General features: G+C 29.1%; 17 protein-coding genes. All 17 read left to right on the top strand.

Translation table 11 applies throughout. The features are described 5' to 3' along the window. The first annotated feature begins 222 nt into the window (after positions 1-222). The 17 genes from Q0Y03_RS07900 to Q0Y03_RS07820 all read left to right on the top strand — a co-directional run bounded on the left by Q0Y03_RS07900 (position 223) and on the right by Q0Y03_RS07820 (position 17,521). Positions 223-1,953: an ABC transporter ATP-binding protein gene (locus tag Q0Y03_RS07900; protein WP_297713292.1), complete on the top strand. Its 1,731-nt coding sequence runs from the start codon at positions 223-225 to the stop codon at positions 1,951-1,953. A 1-nt stretch (position 1,954) separates the two neighbouring features. Then, entirely contained in the window at positions 1,955-3,739 is a 1,785-nt protein-coding gene (locus Q0Y03_RS07895) for an ABC transporter ATP-binding protein (protein ID WP_297713291.1), read from the top strand. 140 nt (positions 3,740-3,879) lie between these two features. Then, positions 3,880-4,977 (top strand): redox-regulated ATPase YchF, encoded by a 1,098-nt coding sequence (gene ychF / locus Q0Y03_RS07890; protein ID WP_297713290.1) that lies wholly within the window; start codon positions 3,880-3,882, stop codon positions 4,975-4,977. Positions 4,978-5,277: 300 nt separating this feature from the next. Next, positions 5,278-5,706 carry a division/cell wall cluster transcriptional repressor MraZ gene (gene mraZ, locus Q0Y03_RS07885; RefSeq protein WP_297713289.1) on the top strand — a complete coding sequence of 143 codons (429 nt, stop codon included), beginning with the start codon at positions 5,278-5,280 and terminating at the stop codon, positions 5,704-5,706. A gap of 13 nt (positions 5,707-5,719) precedes the next feature. Then, on the top strand, positions 5,720-6,652 hold the full coding sequence (rsmH, locus tag Q0Y03_RS07880; RefSeq protein WP_297713288.1) for a 16S rRNA (cytosine(1402)-N(4))-methyltransferase RsmH: 933 nt from the start codon (positions 5,720-5,722) through the stop codon (positions 6,650-6,652). A 5-nt stretch (positions 6,653-6,657) separates the two neighbouring features. After that, a complete protein-coding gene (locus Q0Y03_RS07875; RefSeq protein ID WP_297713287.1) occupies positions 6,658-7,161 on the top strand; it encodes a hypothetical protein in 504 nt (167 codons plus the stop codon). A 95-nt stretch (positions 7,162-7,256) separates the two neighbouring features. Then, positions 7,257-9,452: a stage V sporulation protein D gene (locus Q0Y03_RS07870; RefSeq protein ID WP_297713286.1), complete on the top strand. Its 2,196-nt coding sequence runs from the start codon at positions 7,257-7,259 to the stop codon at positions 9,450-9,452. Positions 9,453-9,616: 164 nt separating this feature from the next. Then, complete coding sequence (gene murF, locus Q0Y03_RS07865) at positions 9,617-10,975, top strand: UDP-N-acetylmuramoyl-tripeptide--D-alanyl-D-alanine ligase (protein WP_297713285.1); 1,359 nt, start codon at positions 9,617-9,619, stop codon at positions 10,973-10,975. Between the two features lie 40 nt (positions 10,976-11,015). Then, positions 11,016-12,002, top strand: coding sequence for a phospho-N-acetylmuramoyl-pentapeptide-transferase (gene mraY, locus Q0Y03_RS07860; RefSeq protein ID WP_297713284.1), 987 nt, complete (start codon positions 11,016-11,018; stop codon positions 12,000-12,002). Between the two features lie 22 nt (positions 12,003-12,024). Continuing rightward, on the top strand, positions 12,025-13,149 hold the full coding sequence (gene spoVE, locus Q0Y03_RS07855; RefSeq protein ID WP_297713283.1) for a stage V sporulation protein E: 1,125 nt from the start codon (positions 12,025-12,027) through the stop codon (positions 13,147-13,149). A gap of 143 nt (positions 13,150-13,292) precedes the next feature. Beyond that, positions 13,293-14,165, top strand: a complete 873-nt coding sequence (locus Q0Y03_RS07850) for an FtsQ-type POTRA domain-containing protein (protein WP_297713282.1) — start codon at positions 13,293-13,295, stop codon at positions 14,163-14,165. Positions 14,166-14,178: 13 nt separating this feature from the next. Beyond that, a complete protein-coding gene (locus tag Q0Y03_RS07845; protein WP_297713281.1) occupies positions 14,179-14,898 on the top strand; it encodes a DUF881 domain-containing protein in 720 nt (239 codons plus the stop codon). Positions 14,899-14,911: 13 nt separating this feature from the next. After that, entirely contained in the window at positions 14,912-15,262 is a 351-nt protein-coding gene (locus tag Q0Y03_RS07840; protein WP_297713280.1) for a small basic family protein, read from the top strand. Beyond that, a complete protein-coding gene (locus Q0Y03_RS07835; protein WP_297713279.1) occupies positions 15,263-16,009 on the top strand; it encodes a DUF881 domain-containing protein in 747 nt (248 codons plus the stop codon). Positions 16,010-16,136: 127 nt separating this feature from the next. Beyond that, positions 16,137-16,793: a YggS family pyridoxal phosphate-dependent enzyme gene (locus tag Q0Y03_RS07830; protein WP_297713294.1), complete on the top strand. Its 657-nt coding sequence runs from the start codon at positions 16,137-16,139 to the stop codon at positions 16,791-16,793. A gap of 14 nt (positions 16,794-16,807) precedes the next feature. Beyond that, complete coding sequence (gene sepF, locus Q0Y03_RS07825; protein ID WP_291676381.1) at positions 16,808-17,257, top strand: cell division protein SepF; 450 nt, start codon at positions 16,808-16,810, stop codon at positions 17,255-17,257. Positions 17,258-17,260: 3 nt separating this feature from the next. After that, positions 17,261-17,521, top strand: coding sequence for a YggT family protein (locus tag Q0Y03_RS07820; RefSeq protein ID WP_297713278.1), 261 nt, complete (start codon positions 17,261-17,263; stop codon positions 17,519-17,521).

Raw genomic sequence — 17,521 nt, 5'->3', positions numbered from 1 at the left:
GAGTATAACGACCCTTTTAAGGGTAGCAAGTAAAATAAAATGCGGCTGCTGGACCAATTTATGCGTCTTAAGACGCAAGCTAGTAATTTGCCCTTATAGGGCTCATGAAAAACCACCAGCTTAGCTGGTGGATATTTATTTATAAAAGGAGGTAAAACTATGGAAAATGGAGATTTAAAAGGTGGCTGACAATTAAAATTTAAACTAAAGGGGGAGTCAATAATGACTAAAGTATTTAAGTACGTATTAAAGTATAAGGGAACATTAATTTTTGGAACTATATCTATGCTTATTGTTATTGGTGTTGATTTATTAATTCCATATATGCAACAAATATTTATAGATGATGGAATTATTGCTGGAAATGAAAAAAGCATATTTTTTGTTCTAGGGGCTATATTAGTTATTTCAGTAATTAAAGCAATATTTGGGTATAATAAAGAGTTTAAATATGATCTATTGAGTACTTGGGTCCATCAGGATATTAAAAATGATCTTTTTACTCATATTCAAAAATTAGAATTTAAATATTTTGATGAAATGAATACTGGAGAGCTGATGTCAAGAATTGGAGAAGATGCAGAAAATATATGGCAAACTATTGGTTATGGACTTAGGCTTTTCGTTGAAAATATAATTTATTTTGTTATATCAACAATAATCTTATTTTCTCTAAATTGGAAATTAGCTTTAGCATGTTTTATAGTTATGATTCCAATAGGATTTATTGCAGTACAGCTTGAAAAGAAGTTTGGAAAATGTTATGGAGAAATAAGTGATAAGACGGCAGAGATAAATACTACTGCACAAGAAGATATAGCGGGTATAAGGCTTGTTAAAGCTTTTTCAAGAGAGAAGTATGAAATAAGCAAGTTTTTAAAATTAAATAAATCTTACTATGATTTAAATATGAATCAGGCAAAAGTAATAGGAAATTATTTTCCTAAAATAGAGTTCTTAAGTAATATTTCATTAGTAATAATGATAGTTTTAGGTGGATATTTAGTTATGAATGAAGAGATGACAGTAGGAGTTTTAGTAGCTTTTAGTGGATATATATGGAATTTGATATGGCCGATGAGAATGTTAGGAGAACTTACAGATTTGATTTCAAGAAACTTAGCTTCTGCTAAAAAGATATTTGCAATTATAGAAAGGGAGCCTGAAATAAGAAGTGGCTTATCAAAGGATACAAATATTAAAGGGGATATTAAATTTGAAAATGTTACTTTTAGTTATAATGATGAATTAGTATTGAAAAATATTAATTTAGATATTAAAGCAGGAAGTACTGTAGCTATAATGGGAACCACTGGGTCAGGAAAATCAACTTTATTAAATCTTATAGGAAGATATTATGATGTAAAAGAAGGTAGCATAAAAGTTGATGATGTAGATGTTAAAAAATATGATTTAGAAGTTTTAAGAAGTAGTATGGCAATTGTGCCACAAGATACTTTCTTATTTTCAGATTCTATTTTAAATAATATAAAGTTTAGTAATGAAAATGCAAATATAGATGAAGTGAAAAAATACTCTAAATTAGCATGCTCTTTAAATTTTATAGAAGCTTTAGATGAAGGTTTCAATACTGAAATAGGAGAAAGAGGAATAGGACTTTCAGGAGGCCAAAAGCAAAGAATATCTATTTCTAGAGCTTTAATAAGAAATTCCTCAATTTTGATTTTAGATGATTCAACTTCAGCCTTAGATATGGAGACAGAACAAGAACTATTAAGAAATTTATCTGGAATGGAAAAACAAAGTACAACTTTTATAGTTGCTCATAGAATTTCAGCAGTTAAAAATTCAGATTTAATAGTTTATTTGGAGAATGGTGAAATAAAAGAAAAAGGAACTCATGAAGAGTTGTTAGAATTAAAAGGTGCTTACTATGATATTTATTGTGAGCAGTTTAAAGATTTTAATGCTTTAGAAAAGGAGGTTATATAAGATGCAGAATAATATAAATAAAGATGAAGAAGTTATGAGGCGTAGCAAAAGTGAAATAACAATTAAGTTATTAACTTATCTTAAGCCATATAAATTAAAAGCTTTTCTAGTAGTATTATTAATGATATTTGTAATGATATGTGAAATAGTAAATCCATTATTATTAAAGATAGCTATAGATGATTATGTAAGTAGTAGAAATGTTAATGGTTTGATAATAATAGGAGTTTCATTATTATCATTAAATTTAGTAGCTTGGGTACTATCAAAAATAAGATGGAATATGATAACTAGCATAACTAATAATATTTTAGTAAATATAAGACATGAGCTATATAGCCATATTCAATATTTATCTTTTGATTTTTTTGATAGTAGACCTGTAGGAAAAATACTTGCAAGGGTTGTTGGAGATGTTAATGCTTTAAAAAATTTATTTTCTCAAGCAATACAATCCTTTATTCCTCAAATAATTAATTTGTGTTGTGTTGCAGTAATAATGTTTTTGCTTAATGTTAAATTAGCATTAGCATCAATAGCACTGCTTCCTTTATTAGGATTTGCAATGTTTTGGATAGAGATTTATTCAAGACGAAGATGGGAGATTTATAGAAATAAACGTTCTAATTTAAATGGTTTTACTCATGAAGATTTTTCAGGAATAAAAGTTGTACAAGGCTTTGCTAGAGAAAAAGGAACAGAAAATAATTTTAAAGATATGGTAGGAGAATTAAGTGATTCATTTATAAAAGCAGTAAGGTTAAATGATTGTTTCTGGCCATTAGTAGAGTTATCTTGGGGTGTAGGAACTCTTGTAGTTTTTGCTGTAGGATACTTTTTAATAAAAAGTGGTGAAATAGAAATAGGTACTTTAATAGCATTTTCAATGTATGTTGGTATGTTCTGGAGACCTATTATGAATCTCTCTAGTTTTTATAATACTTTAATTACAAATTTTTCAGCAGCAGATAGAATATTTGACATATTAGATGTAGAGCCTGTTATAAAAAATTCTTTAAATGCTAAACCAATTGGGAAAATTGAAGGTAATGTAGAATTTAAAAATGTTACTTTTTCTTATGATGATGAAAATGAAGTGTTGAAAAATGTAAGTTTTAAAGTTTCAAAAGGGGAGAAAATTGCTTTAGTAGGAGCTACAGGAGCAGGCAAGAGTACTATAGTTTCATTGTTAAGTAGATTTTATGATCCAACTAAAGGAAAAATTTTAGTAGATGGAAAAGATATTAAAAATGTTAACTTAGAAAGTTTGAGGAGTCAAATGGGAATTATGCTTCAAGATACATTCTTATTTTCAGATTCAATTATGGAAAATATAAGATATGGAAGGCTTGATGCTACTGATGAAGAAGTAATTAATGCAGCTAAAGCTGTAAATGCTCATAGTTTTATTATAGAGTTAGAAAAGGGATATGATACTGAAGTAAATGAAAGAGGATCAAGACTATCTTTAGGACAAAGACAACTTATATCCTTTGCAAGAGCACTTCTTGCTAATCCAAGAATATTAATATTAGATGAAGCAACTTCTAATATTGATACACAGACAGAAAAGTTAGTTCAAGAAGGGATAGAAAAAATTCTTTATGGAAGAACTTCTTTTGTAGTTGCTCATAGACTTTCTACTATTAGGGACTGTGACAAAATCATGGTTATAAATAATGGAGAAATTGAAGAGGTTGGAAATCATGAAGAGCTTCTAAAGAAAAAAGGGAGTTATTATGAATTATATATGGCACAATATAACTTCTTAAGTGAAGGAGCTTAGAAATTAAGTAATTAAATTAAATGGATTATAGAATTTTTGAAAAGTATGAAGAATAAACGAATATTTTATCGTTGAAATTAAGTTAGTTCTAGAGTATAATCTTAGAAGTATTAGTAACGGATGAAAGGAATGTTATATAGATGAGATTAGGGATTGTAGGACTACCAAACGTAGGAAAAAGTACATTATTTAATGCTATAACAAAAGCAGGGGCAGAATCAGCAAACTACCCATTCTGTACAATAGAACCAAACGTTGGTGTTGTTAGCGTACCAGATAAAAGATTAGATGTATTAGAAAAAATGTATGGCACAAAGAGAAAAGTTTATACTGCTGTGGAATTTTATGATATTGCAGGATTAGTTAAAGGTGCTTCAAAAGGTGAAGGTTTAGGAAATAAATTCTTATCACACATCAGAGAAGTTGAAGCCATAGTACATGCAGTTAGATGTTTTGAAGATGAAAATGTAGTTCATGTTGAAGGTTCAGTAGACCCAATTAGAGATATAGAAACAATTAACTTAGAGCTTATATTTGCAGATTTAGAAGTTTTAGAAAGAAGAATGGAAAAAGGCGTAAAGCTTGCTAGATCTGGTGATAAAAAAGCTAAGGCTGAATATGAAATAATGGAAAAGGTTAAAGCTCATTTAGAGGCTAATAGACCAATTAGAACATTAGAATTAAATGAAGATGAAGAAGCTTTTGTTAAATCTTTATTTATGATAACTTCTAAACCTGTATTATATTCTTGTAATATATCAGAAGATGATATGATGAGTGGAAATCTTGAAAATAAATATGTTAAGATGGTTAAAGAATATGCAGCAAATGAAAATTCAGGAGTAGTTGTTGTGTGTGCTAAGCTTGAAGAAGAATTATCTGGACTTGATGAAGAAGAAAAAGCTGAAATGTTAGAAGAGTATGGAATAGAAGAATCAGGATTAGATAAGTTAATAAGAGCATCTTATAAATTATTAGGGTTAATAAGTTATTTAACAGCTGGTGTTCAAGAAGTTAGAGCATGGACTATAAAAGAAGGAACTAAAGCTCCAGCAGCAGCAGGTAAAATTCACTCTGATATAGAAAGAGGATTTATAAGAGCAGAAGTTGTATCATATGATGATTTAGTTGAATGTGGATCAGAAGCGACAGCTAAAGAAAAAGGATTATATAGACTTGAAGGTAAAGAATACGTAATGAAAGATGGAGATGTAGTAAACTTCAGATTTAACGTATAATATGTGTTTATAAAATAGGAACTGTTTTAGCAGTTCCTATTTTTGTGAAAAAACATATAACAAATAGAAAGAAAAAAAGACTAATATCGCAGAGGGTTCCCATAAAATGTAATAAATACAAGTCTTGGTATTACTTATACTTTAAAATAGATGAAACTATTGATTTTACTATATTTATCATGAGAAAAAAATACTATTTTAAGTAAATATATCTTGAAGGAAAGGGAATAATTTTATAGAATATATATAGTGGTGTAAAGTGGTTAAAAGTGGTTTAGTATGACTTAATGGAGGTGCAAAATGTTTATTGGTGAATATTCACACTGTTTGGATAGCAAAAATAGAATGATTGTACCTGTAAAGTTAAGAGATGAACTAGGGGAAAGGTTCGTAATTACTAAAGGACTTGATGGATGTCTTTACGCTTACCCGGAGAACGAATGGAAAATACTTGAGGAAAAATTTAAAAAGTTACCACTCACTAATAAAGATGCAAGAGCATTTGTAAGGTTTTTCTTTTCAGGTGCTTGTGAAGTGGAAACGGATAAACAAGGAAGAGGATTAATTCCATTAAACCTAAAAGAATATGCAGGGATAGAAAAGGATATAGTAAGTATAGGAGCCTTAACTAGAATAGAGATATGGAGTAAGGAAAAATGGCAAGAGTATAATGAATCAAATATAGATTTTAATTCAATTGCTGAAAAAATGGGCGATTTAGGAATATAAGGAGTTAGAAAAAATGGAATTTAATCACGTATCAGTTTTACTGAATGAATGTTTAGAAGCACTTAGTATTAAAGAAAATGGTATTTATGTTGATTGTACATTAGGAGGAGCTGGCCATTCATCTGAAATTATTAAAAGATTATCTAGTGAAGGAAGACTTATAGGTATAGATCAAGATAAAGATGCGTTAAAAGCAGCAGGCAAAAGGTTACAGAAGTATTCAAATGTTACTTTTGTACATAACAATTTTCATAATATAGGAGCAATCTTAGAAGGACTTGAAATCGAAAAAGTTGATGGTATTCTAATGGATTTAGGAGTTTCCTCTTATCAATTAGATCAAGGTGAAAGAGGATTTAGTTATATGAAAGATGCACCTTTAGATATGAGAATGAATAGAGAAAATAGTTTTTCAGCCTATGAAGTTGTTAATGATTATAGTGAGGAAGAATTATATAGAATCATAAGAGATTATGGGGAAGAGAAGTTTGCTAAGAGAATAGCTAACTTTATTGTAACTAGAAGAAGTGAAAAAAATATAGAAACTACATTAGAGCTAGTAGAGATAATAAAGGATGCAATTCCAGCAAAGGCTAGAAGAGAAGGACCTCACCCAGCAAAAAGAACTTTCCAAGCTATTAGAATTGAAGTGAATAGTGAATTATCAATTCTAAATAAGGCTATAGAAGATGGTGTTAATAAACTAAGTAAAGGTGGAAGAATGGCTATAATTACTTTCCATTCTCTAGAGGATAGAATAGTTAAAAATAAGTTTAGAGATTTAGCCGTATCTTGCAGATGTCCAAAGGAATTTCCAATTTGTGTTTGTGGAGAAAAAGCAAAGGTGAAAGTTATAACAAGAAAAGCAATAGATCCTTCAAAGGAAGAGGTTGAAATGAATCCAAGAAGTAGAAGTGCAAAATTAAGAGTAGTAGAAAAGATATAAATATTATGAAAATTGGCAGGGATGTGAATAAAATGGGAGTTAAGGAATATGATTATATAAGAGGAAATACAGCTTTAGCACCAGAGAGAAAAGTTAAGGAACTAGATAAAAAAAGAGAGTTACAAAGAAAAGAAAGAGAGCGTAAAGCTCATCAAAAAAGAAAAAACCTTCTAGTTAGTGGATTAACAATTGCTACGATTATGTTTACATTAGGAGCTACAACTTTATATCTAGATGGGAAAATACATGCCCTTCAGAAAGAGTTATTAATCTTAGAAGGCAATATGAAAGAAGAAGAGGATGTAAATGCAGCAATTAATGTAGATATGTTAAAATTTGCATCATTCGATAAAATAAAAAGCACAGCAGAAAATGAATTAGGAATGGTTTATCCAAGTTCTGAAAGCACTATAAGTATTGATATGTCAAAAGAATACTTTTCACATTTAAAAAATGAGGAAAGCAAGAAGAGTGGGTTACTACAAAAAATTATAGCAGCATTTAATTAATGGATAATTTATAGAAATGTAGACGCAAGGTATATCTTAGTAGTATTTTAAACTCTAATTATTCATTAGTTAAATGTTCCTTGGAGGAATTTAATATGAATAAGAAAGGGTTTAAGGATAGAGCAGTCATGCGTAAAAGGATGGTATTAGCTCTATGGTTTATTACTGCTGTGTTTGCCTTGCTAATTGTTAGGCTATCCTATATTATGCTTGTTAAAAGAGATGATTATTCTAGTAGAGCAGAAGATCAATGGACAAGTGAAGTTAGAATAGATGCGAGAAGAGGTAGAATTTTAGATAGAAACGGAAATGAATTGGCTGTATCAGCGAATGTTTACAGAATAGACTTTGATTTGAATTCTATTAGACAGTATTTAAAGAAAAATGAAAAGACTACTGATGATATTGCCCCTTTAATTGCAGAAGCAGTAGATATGGATACTAGCACAGTTAAAGATAAGCTTGAGACTAAGCTTGCAAATGGTAATGATGCAGGTTCGGCTACTTTGGTAAGAAGAATTGAAAAGGACTTAGCTGATAAAGTTAAGGAATTAAATATTCAAGGAGTTATAGTATCACCAGATACTCAAAGATATTATCCGGAAGGACAATTCTTATCACATGTGTTAGGAACTACCAATAGTGATGGACAAGGATTAACTGGAGTAGAGCTTCAGTATAATGAATATCTTTCAGGTGTTCCAGGATTAAGAATTACTGAGTTAGATAGAAATAGTGAAGCTTTAGATTATACAATATCAAATTTTACTGCACCTATTGCAGGTAAGGATGTAACATTAACTATAGATAAAAACTTACAAGCTATAGCTGAAAAAGTAGCGGAAAAAGGTCTTGTTGATAATAAAGCAAAAAGAGTTTCTATACTTGTAATGAATCCACAAAATGGAGAAATATTAGCTATGGTTAATGAACCAGATTTTGATCCTAATAATCCATTTGAGGGATATGAAGATTTTATAGGTGAGACTGATGCTGAAAAACTTCAAAAGATGTGGAGAAATAGTTTAGTTAATGATACCTTTGAACCAGGATCAATATTTAAGGTAGTTACTATGTCAACAGCAATAGAAGAAGGATTAGTTTCAGAATCTGATACTTTTCAGTGTGGAGGAAGTTTACAAGTAGGTCCACATACTATTCATTGTTGGAAAAGATCAGGGCATGGAAGTCAAATATTACCTGAAATTCTTCAAAATTCATGTAATGTTGGGTTTATGAAACTAGGAGAAAAAATTGGAGCAGAAAAGCTTGTTGAGTATATTAAAAAGTTTGGATTTGGACAAATTTCTGGAGTAGATCTACCAGGTGAAGCAAGAGGAATAATAAAATCAGCAGAGAATATGAATGATGCTGACCTTGCAACAATATCTTTTGGACAAACAAATACAGTTAATGCTGTTCAATATATGGCTGCATACAATGCAATAGTTAATGGTGGAACATTAATACAACCTCATGTAATGAAATCTATTAGTCATGTAGATAGCAATGGAAATACAATAGTTGATGAAGAGTTTGAACCAAAGACCAAAGAAAATGTAATTTCTGAAGAGACAGCTGCTACTTTAAGAGATTATTTAGAAAGAACAGTAAATCAAGGTGGATCTAATAAAGTTTATATAGAAGGATATCATGTTGGAGCCAAAACAGGTACTGCGCAAAAAGTTAATCCTTTAACAGGATCTTATGAATCAGGAAAGTATATATCATCTATGGCAGGATTTGCAACAGTTGAAAATCCTCAAATAACTGTATTTTTAAGTATAGATGAACCAAGCAATGGTGCATATTATGCTGGTGTAGTAACAGCTCCATTAGGTAAAATATTATTAGAAGATATATTTAATTATTTAGATAGTGAATTTTCACAAGATGAAAATGTGATATTAAAAGATATAGTTATTCCAGAGTTAAGAGGAGTATCAGTTTCAGAGGCTAAAAACTTACTAAAAGAATATAATTTAGAGTGTACTGTAGAAGGGGATGGGGAAACAATAACAAATATGAAACCTTATCCAGGATATACTATAAAGGAAGGTACTACAATAAATCTTTACACAGATGAAAATGAAACTTACAATAAAGATGTTATTATGCCTGATGTAAGAGGTTACTCAAAAGAATTAGCTGTAGAGCTTTTAGATAGTCTAGGAATAAAATATACACTTCAAGGAGATGGAGTAGTAATAAATCAAAATATTCCTAGTGGGGAAGTAGTTTCGGAAGGTAGTATTGTAAAGTTAACATTAAGTGCTGAGTATGGAGATTAAGATTTTATTTTTTAGCATGTGGTAGATTCACATGCTAAATTTATGTATAGACAAAATGTTTTTATTGTAGAATAAGAAGTTATATTGATGTCTATAATTAAAAGAAGCATACATTAATAAAATAAAAATAATATTTGAAAGATGAAGAAGGTAGAGTGATTATTATGGAAATGACTTTTAAGGAAATGCTAAATGCAATAGACGGAGAAGTTATTGTACAAAAGGAAGAGATTAATTTTAATAATTTATGTATTGACACAAGAAAAATAGAAAAAAATAATGTCTTCTTAGCAATTAAGGGAGCTAATTTCAATGGAAATGATTTTGCAGTAAAAGCTTTAGAAAATGGAGCATCTGTTGTAATAATAGATGAAGTTAAATTTGACTTAAAAGAAGTGCAGGGTAAAAGTACTATAATAAAAGTAAAAGATACTAGAGAAGCATTATTAAATTTAGCTAAATTTTATAGAGAGAAATTAGGTCTTAAGGTTATTGGAGTTACTGGTTCAACAGGCAAAACATCAACTAAAGATTTAATAGCTGCTCTTCTAAGTGATAAGTATAAAGTGTTTAAGACAAAAGGGAATTTCAATAATGATATAGGACTACCACTTATGATATTGGAGCTAACTTCAGGATTTGATGTGGCTGTATTAGAAATGGGGATGAGTTCTCTAGGGGAAATAGAGTTACTTGCAAGTGTTGCTAGACCTGATGTGGCTGTTATAACTAATATTGGATTATCACATATAGAAAATTTAAAGACACAAGAAAATATTTTAAAAGCAAAAATGGAAATTTCTACTTTCTTTGATGAGGGAAATACATTAATTGTCAATGCTGAAGATAAACTATTACAAAATATTTCATCAAATGTATTTAAAGTTAAAAAAATTGGTTATAATCATGAATATGATGTTTACGCATCTAATATTATATTAAGAGAAGAGGAAACAGAGTTTTTAGCTCATGCTTTTGGTGAAGAAGCTGTATTTAATCTACCAATGGCAGGTAAGCATAATGTGTTAAATACAATGCTTGCAATTGAAGTTGCAAAGTGTTTAAATGTTCCTTTTAAACAAATGGTTAAAGGACTTGAAAATTTAGAAGCTACTTCGATGAGATTACAAGTTATAAAAAAAGAAGGGCTTACTATAATAAATGATTGTTATAATGCCAGTCCTGATTCAATGAGATCTTCTTTAGATGTACTTTCAGCTTATAAAAATTGTAGAAAGATTGCAATTTTAGGTGATATGTACGAATTAGGAGATGAATCAGAAAGAGCTCATTTTGAAGTAGGAAAATATGCAAAAGATAAAGTTGATATCTTAATAGTTATAGGTAGATACATTAAAAACTTTAAAGATGGATTTGATAATGATAATATAATTATGTATAACACTAAAGAGGAATGCATAAAAGAATTGAAAAATATTGTTAAACTAGATGACGTAGTATTAATTAAGGCATCTAGAGGTGTTAAACTAGAAGATGTTGTTAAAAAATTAGAAGAGATGTAATTCAACGAAGGAGGTGAACTGCTAAGTATAGCAGTAAAAGATGGGGGATAGTACTATGAACATATTACCAGGAGAGATAACAAAGATATTAATATTAACTTTTGTAATAGGGATTATTATAGCTTTAATACTTGGCCCGATTACAATACCACTGTTAAGAAGATTAAAGTTTGGTCAAAACATTAGAGAAGAAGGACCTAAAAGTCATTTAAAGAAAGCAGGAACTCCTACGATGGGAGGAGTAATGTTTATTCTTTCAACAACAATAGTAATGCTTATTATAAGTGATAGTTTTACTGAAAAAGGAATGGTAGCACTATATTCACTTATTGCATTTGGATTTATTGGATTTTTAGATGATCTTTTAAAGATATTAAAAAAGCAAAGTGAAGGATTAAAAGCATGGCAAAAAATGCTTCTATTATTAATTGTTTCAGGAGCTTTTGGTTACTATAGCTATGTAAATTTACCACATGATATTGTAATACCATTTACTAGCTTTAAGCTTCCTTTAGGTGTGTTATATGTTCCATTTGTTATATTTGTTTATGCAGCTATGACAAATGCTGTTAATTTAACAGATGGATTAGATGGATTAGCATCAACAGTATCAGTTTTAGTTTTAACATTTTTTGGAGTTTTAACATTTATAATTAAAGATTACTCATTAACTATATTTTCAGTAGCATTAATAGCGGGATTAATTGGTTTCTTAAAATTTAATGCGTATCCTGCAAAAGTATTTATGGGAGATACAGGATCTTTAGCAATTGGTGGAGCTATTACTACAATAGCAATAATAAGTGGTTATCCTCTATTAATAGTAATAGTTGGGGGCATTTATGTTGTAGAGGCTTTATCAGTAATAATACAAGTTACTTCCTTTAAATTAACTGGAAAAAGAGTATTTAAAATGGCTCCTATCCATCACCATTTTGAACAATGTGGATGGAATGAAGTAAAAATAGTTACAGTATTTTCAATAATAACAGTAGTTTTATGTATAATAGGGTTTTTTGCAATTTAGTAATTAAATTGGAGGAATGTCTATGAGTTTTTATAAGCCCAAGGAAAAAAAAGAAATGGGGCAAATTGATTATGGTATATTTTATACTTTATGTATACTATTATCAATAGGGGTTGTTATGGTGTATTCCACAAGTTCTTTTTATGCTATGTTTCATAATAATGATAGTATGTATTTCTTTAAAAGGCAATTGATTTGGGCAATAATAGGTGTAATATCAATGACTGTAATGATGTCTATAGATTATCATAAGTTAAAAAAGATAACACCTAAATTACTTTTATTAACAATACCATTATTAATTGCTGTATTTTTCTTTCCAGCAATTAATGGTGCAAAAAGATGGATTTCTTTAGGTCCATTATCTTTTCAACCATCAGAGTTAACGAAATATGCAGTTGTAATGTTTTTAGCACTTAGTATAGATATTAAAGGAGATAAAGTTAAGGAATTTTGGCATGGATTAGTGCCTTATTTATGTGTATCAGGATTCTTTGCAGCACTTATTTTAGCAGAACATAATATGAGTATAGCTTCTATTATTATGATAGTTACTTTTATAATGCTTTTTGTAGCAGGAGGTAAAATTAAGCATTTGTTTGGAATTATTATGCCAGCTATGTTAACATTAGCCATATTCTTTATTTTTAGTTCTGATTATAGGAGAGAAAGAATGTTAAACTTTATAGATCCGTGGAAGGATGCAGCTGATGCTGGATATCAGTTAATACAATCTTTCTTAGCATTGGGATCAGGTGGACTTACAGGTTTAGGGCTTGGGCAATCTAGGCAAAAAACTTTGTATATGCCAGAACCTCATAATGACTTTATATTCTCTATAATAGGAGAAGAAGTAGGTTTAATTGGATGTTTAATTATTATAAGCCTATTTTTAATATTTATATGGAGAGGTGTTAGAGTTGCTATGAGTGCCAAAGATACTTATGGTAAGCTTTTGGCTATGGGAATTACATCTATTATAGCAGTTCAAGCTATTATTAATATAGCTGTTGTTACTGGATCTATGCCGGTTACGGGAGTGCCTATGCCGTTTATTAGTTATGGTGGAACCTCCCTTGTAATAAATCTGACGGCAATGGGAATATTATTAAACATATCAAGGCAAGTTGAAAAGAAAATAATTTAAAAGATTTTAAGAGCTTCTTATGAAAGAAGCTCTTAATTTTTGTGTACAATATAAAAAGAATGATGTAAAATAATTATAAAAAATTACAAGTTTTATGGTAAAATTATAGTAAAAGATAGAAATTAAAAAGGAATAAGATACTAATGAAAGATGTAAAAAAGTTTATAAAAGCGAAAAAAAGAAAAAGGCTAATAAAAAAGTTAACATTAATTACAATAGTAGTTGTTGTTGGAGGATTTATTTTTATTACAAAAGCTCCAATATTTAATATTAAAGCGATTACTTTTAAAGGAAATGTTACAATATCAAGTGAAGTTCTTTTAAGTGAAGTTAGCGATAGTATTGGATTAAATATCTTTACAGTAAATGAAAAAGATATAAGAGATGAGATTTTAAAAAATAGATATGTTAGCACTGTTGATATTAAGAGAAAGGGTATAAATACATTAGAAATTAATATTACAGAGGAAGCACCAGTGTATTATATTAATAATGGTGTTGAATTATTAATTATCAACAATGATTTGGAAGTTTTGGAAGAAGTTGATAATATTGATGGAAGAAATTTAGTTGAAATTAAAGGAGTTGACTTAAGTGTTAAGGATGATGAAAGTAGAGTTGATGAATTTAATTCATATAAAAGCATTTTAACAAATTTCTATCCTTTTATTTCACAAAATAGGGAATCTATATATATTTCAAGTTTAGATGTAAGCAATATAGTTAATATTATTGGTTATATTGAGAATGTAGAGATACTATTTGGTGATGACAGTAATTTATATAATAAAATGGAAAACGTATATAGAATTATGTTAGATGATAATATAAATATTGCAAAAGGATATATAAATGTTAGTTTTAATGGATCACCTGTAATAAAGGTTGAAGAAGTAAAAGAAGAAACTAATGAAGAAGAGGAAGGAACAATAGAGGAGAATAGTGTAACTGAAGATAATAGTACAACACAACAAGAGGGTCTAGAAGTAGATGCAGATGTAGAGCCAGTAGAATAGTAGGAGGAGAAATATGAAAAAGGTATTATCTCAAATAGTTGTAGCGTTAGTATGTGCATTTTTAGGGTTTTTATTAACATATCAATTTAAACAATTAAGTGTCGCTAATAGTGGAGATATAGATTATAATGGTGCGGATATATTATCAGAAATAGAGATTTTAAAAAAAGAAAAAGAAGATCTTCAAAAAAATAATGAAATATTATCTGAAGAATTAAAACAGCTTGAAGATGCAGCCGCAAAAGAAGGGGAAATTGAAGGAGAAATTAAAAAGCAACTTGACAATGCAAGAATGCAAATAGGGCTTTTAGATGTTAAAGGACCAGGAGTTGTAATAACATTATCACTTAAAAATTCAGTTTTTGGAACAAATGGGACTCAAACTATAAATACAGTAAGTGAAGAGGAAATTGTAAATTTAATTAATTCTTTATGGTATGCTGGAGCAGAGGCTATCTCCATAAATGAGATGAGAATTACACCACAGACTGGAATAAAAATGGCGGGAAGTTCAATTTCTATTGGATCAGCAGGAAGAGTAGATCCTAATAGTGAAATTGTTATAAAAGCAATAGGAGATAAAAGTAAGTTAAATCTTGCAGTAAATTTTCCAGGAGTATTAGATTATGCTGCTTTAAAGAGTTATACTAATGATGTTAAGCAAGTGGATGATATAACAATAGTTAAGACAACACAATCATTAAGATATGAATATATAAAGCCAATTCAATAAAGGAGGAAAAGTTATGATAGCATTTATAGGTTTATTATTAGGAGTGCTTTTAGGATTAATATTTGATGTAAATATACCAGAAAAGTTTTCTCCTTATATGTCTGTGGCAATACTAGCATGTTTGGATTCTGTATTTGGTGCATTTAGAGCATCTCTTAACAAAAAATTTAAGCCGGATATATTTATATCAGGTTTTTTTGGAAATGCGTTACTTGCAGCAGCGCTTGCTTATTTAGGAGATAAATTAGGAATTCCTATATATATTGCAGCTGTAATTGTATTTGGGGGAAGAATATTTGATAATTTTGGATCAATTAGAAGAGTTTTATTAGAAAAATATAAAGATAGACGAAGAGGTGATTAGGTGAAAAACTATAGAAGTAAGTTTTTTATTTTAATTGCTACAATATTACTTGGATTTTTAATTGTAACTAACATAGGTATAAAACAAACTAACGGTTTTCTTAATCTGAATTCTGTTGAATATAAGGATGCTATAGAAGAGAGAAATAAACTATACGATGAGATAACTGCATTAAGAGATGATAACTATGAATTATCTAAGAAGATTTCAAGTCTTGATATTAATTATGCAGATGATGATGAAAATAACGAAAAAGTAATTGAGCATATGAAAGAACAATTAGCTTCTTATGGGGATCTTGCCGGTACAACTAAAATAACAGGACCTGGTATAATTTTAACTATTTATGATGGTGAATATGATATAAATAAAGATGATCAATTAGAGGTTGATAGAAGAACTTTACATTCAGCAGATGCAGCAATGGTGCTTAATGATTTAAGAACTGCAGGTGCAGAGGGAATAGCTATTAATAATTATAGGATTTTAAATACTACAGGACTTGTATGTGCATGGGCATTTATAAGATTTGAAGAAAATGGAAACGATATGGAAGGTAGTCCATTTAAATTTTATGCTATAGGAGATCCAGAACAACTGGAAGCTTCATTACTAACAGAAGGTAGCTATATAAATAAATTAATAATTAGAAAGTTAAATATAACTATAGAAAAGTTTGATGAAATTACCTTACCAGAAGCAAAAAAATCTATAGAACCCAAATTTATGGAGAGAGCAGATAATTAAATTAAAAAAAGTATTAAAAATTTTCTAAAAAAATGTTATAATTAAAAAGAGATTTAGAAGGGAATTTTATACTTTTGAAGAATAATAATCTATGTAGGCAATTAACTCTTTCTAAGGAGGGATCAACATTAGTATTGCAGAGAAAACAATAAAAATTTTAAACGAGATACCTAATGATGTTAAGTTAGTAGCTGTATCTAAGACTAAGCCAGTAGAGATGATAATTGAGTCATATAATGCTGGGCAAAGAGATTTTGGAGAAAATAAGGTTCAAGAGTTAGTCTCTAAGAAAGAAATGTTGCCAGAGGATGTAAGATGGCATTTTATAGGTAAGCTTCAAACTAATAAAGTTAAGTATTTAGTGAATAATGTTTATTTAATACATTCTTTGTCTAGTATAAAACTATTAGAGAAAATAGAGAGTGAGTTTGGAAAAAATAATTTATGTGCTAAGGTACTTATTCAAATAAACATAGGTAGAGAAGAAAGTAAAAGTGGAATATATGAAGAAGAGATAGAAGATATGATTTCTGCTGTTGAAAAGTGTAAGCATGTAAAGGTTAAGGGAATTATGGTTATAATACCTAAAGGGAATGAGGAAGAAAATAGATGCTATTTTAGTAGAACAAAACAAATCTTTGACCAATTAAAAGAAAGAAAGTTTGAAAATATATCTATGGAAGTTTTATCTATGGGAATGACCAATGATTATAAAATTGCAATTCAAGAAGGTGCTAATTTAGTTAGAATTGGTTCTGGAATATTTGGATTAAGAGAAAAATAGGAGGATGTAATAAAATGAGTAATATGTTTGGAAAGTTTAAAGAAATAATAGGTCTTGGAGAGTATGATGACGAGGACTTTGAAGATTTAGAAGAAATTGAAGAAGAAGAAGAGGTTGAAGAGATTGAACCTATAATTTCAAAACAAAGAGGTAATAAAGTGGTTAATATTCATAATTCAGCATCTGCTAAGGTTATGGTTGTTAAACCAACTTCATATGATGAAGCAAGAGAAATTGCAGATGCTATAAAAAATAGAAAAATAGTTGTGGTTAATACAACTGCAATGGAAACGAAAATAGCTCAAAGATTAGTAGATTTTATTAGTGGAGCATGTTGTGTGTTAGGAGCACAGCTTCAAGAAGTTGAGCAAAGAGTATATTTGCTTTCACCATCAAATGTAGAAGTTAGTAATGAGTTAAGAAGTGAAATAAGTTCAAAAGCACTATTTAACTGGAATAAATAGGAGGTGATTCCAATAGGAATCATAAGTAGTTTTTTATATTTATTATTTACTGTGTTAGATATAAGTATTTTAGCAGAAGTAATACTTTCTTATGTACCTAATATTAGAGAAAGTAGTTTTTATAGAATTTTAGTATCTTTTAACAATCCAATTTTAGAACCCTTTAGAATTCTACAAGAAAGACTTTTTGGGAATATGATGATAGATTTTGCACCACTATTAGCTATCATAGTATTAAATTTTATCAGTGGTATATTATTATAA

The organism is Clostridium sp., from assembly GCF_026168755.1.
Taxonomy (GTDB): Bacteria; Bacillota; Clostridia; order Clostridiales; family Clostridiaceae; genus Clostridium.
This window is presented reverse-complemented; position numbering and strand designations above follow the sequence as displayed.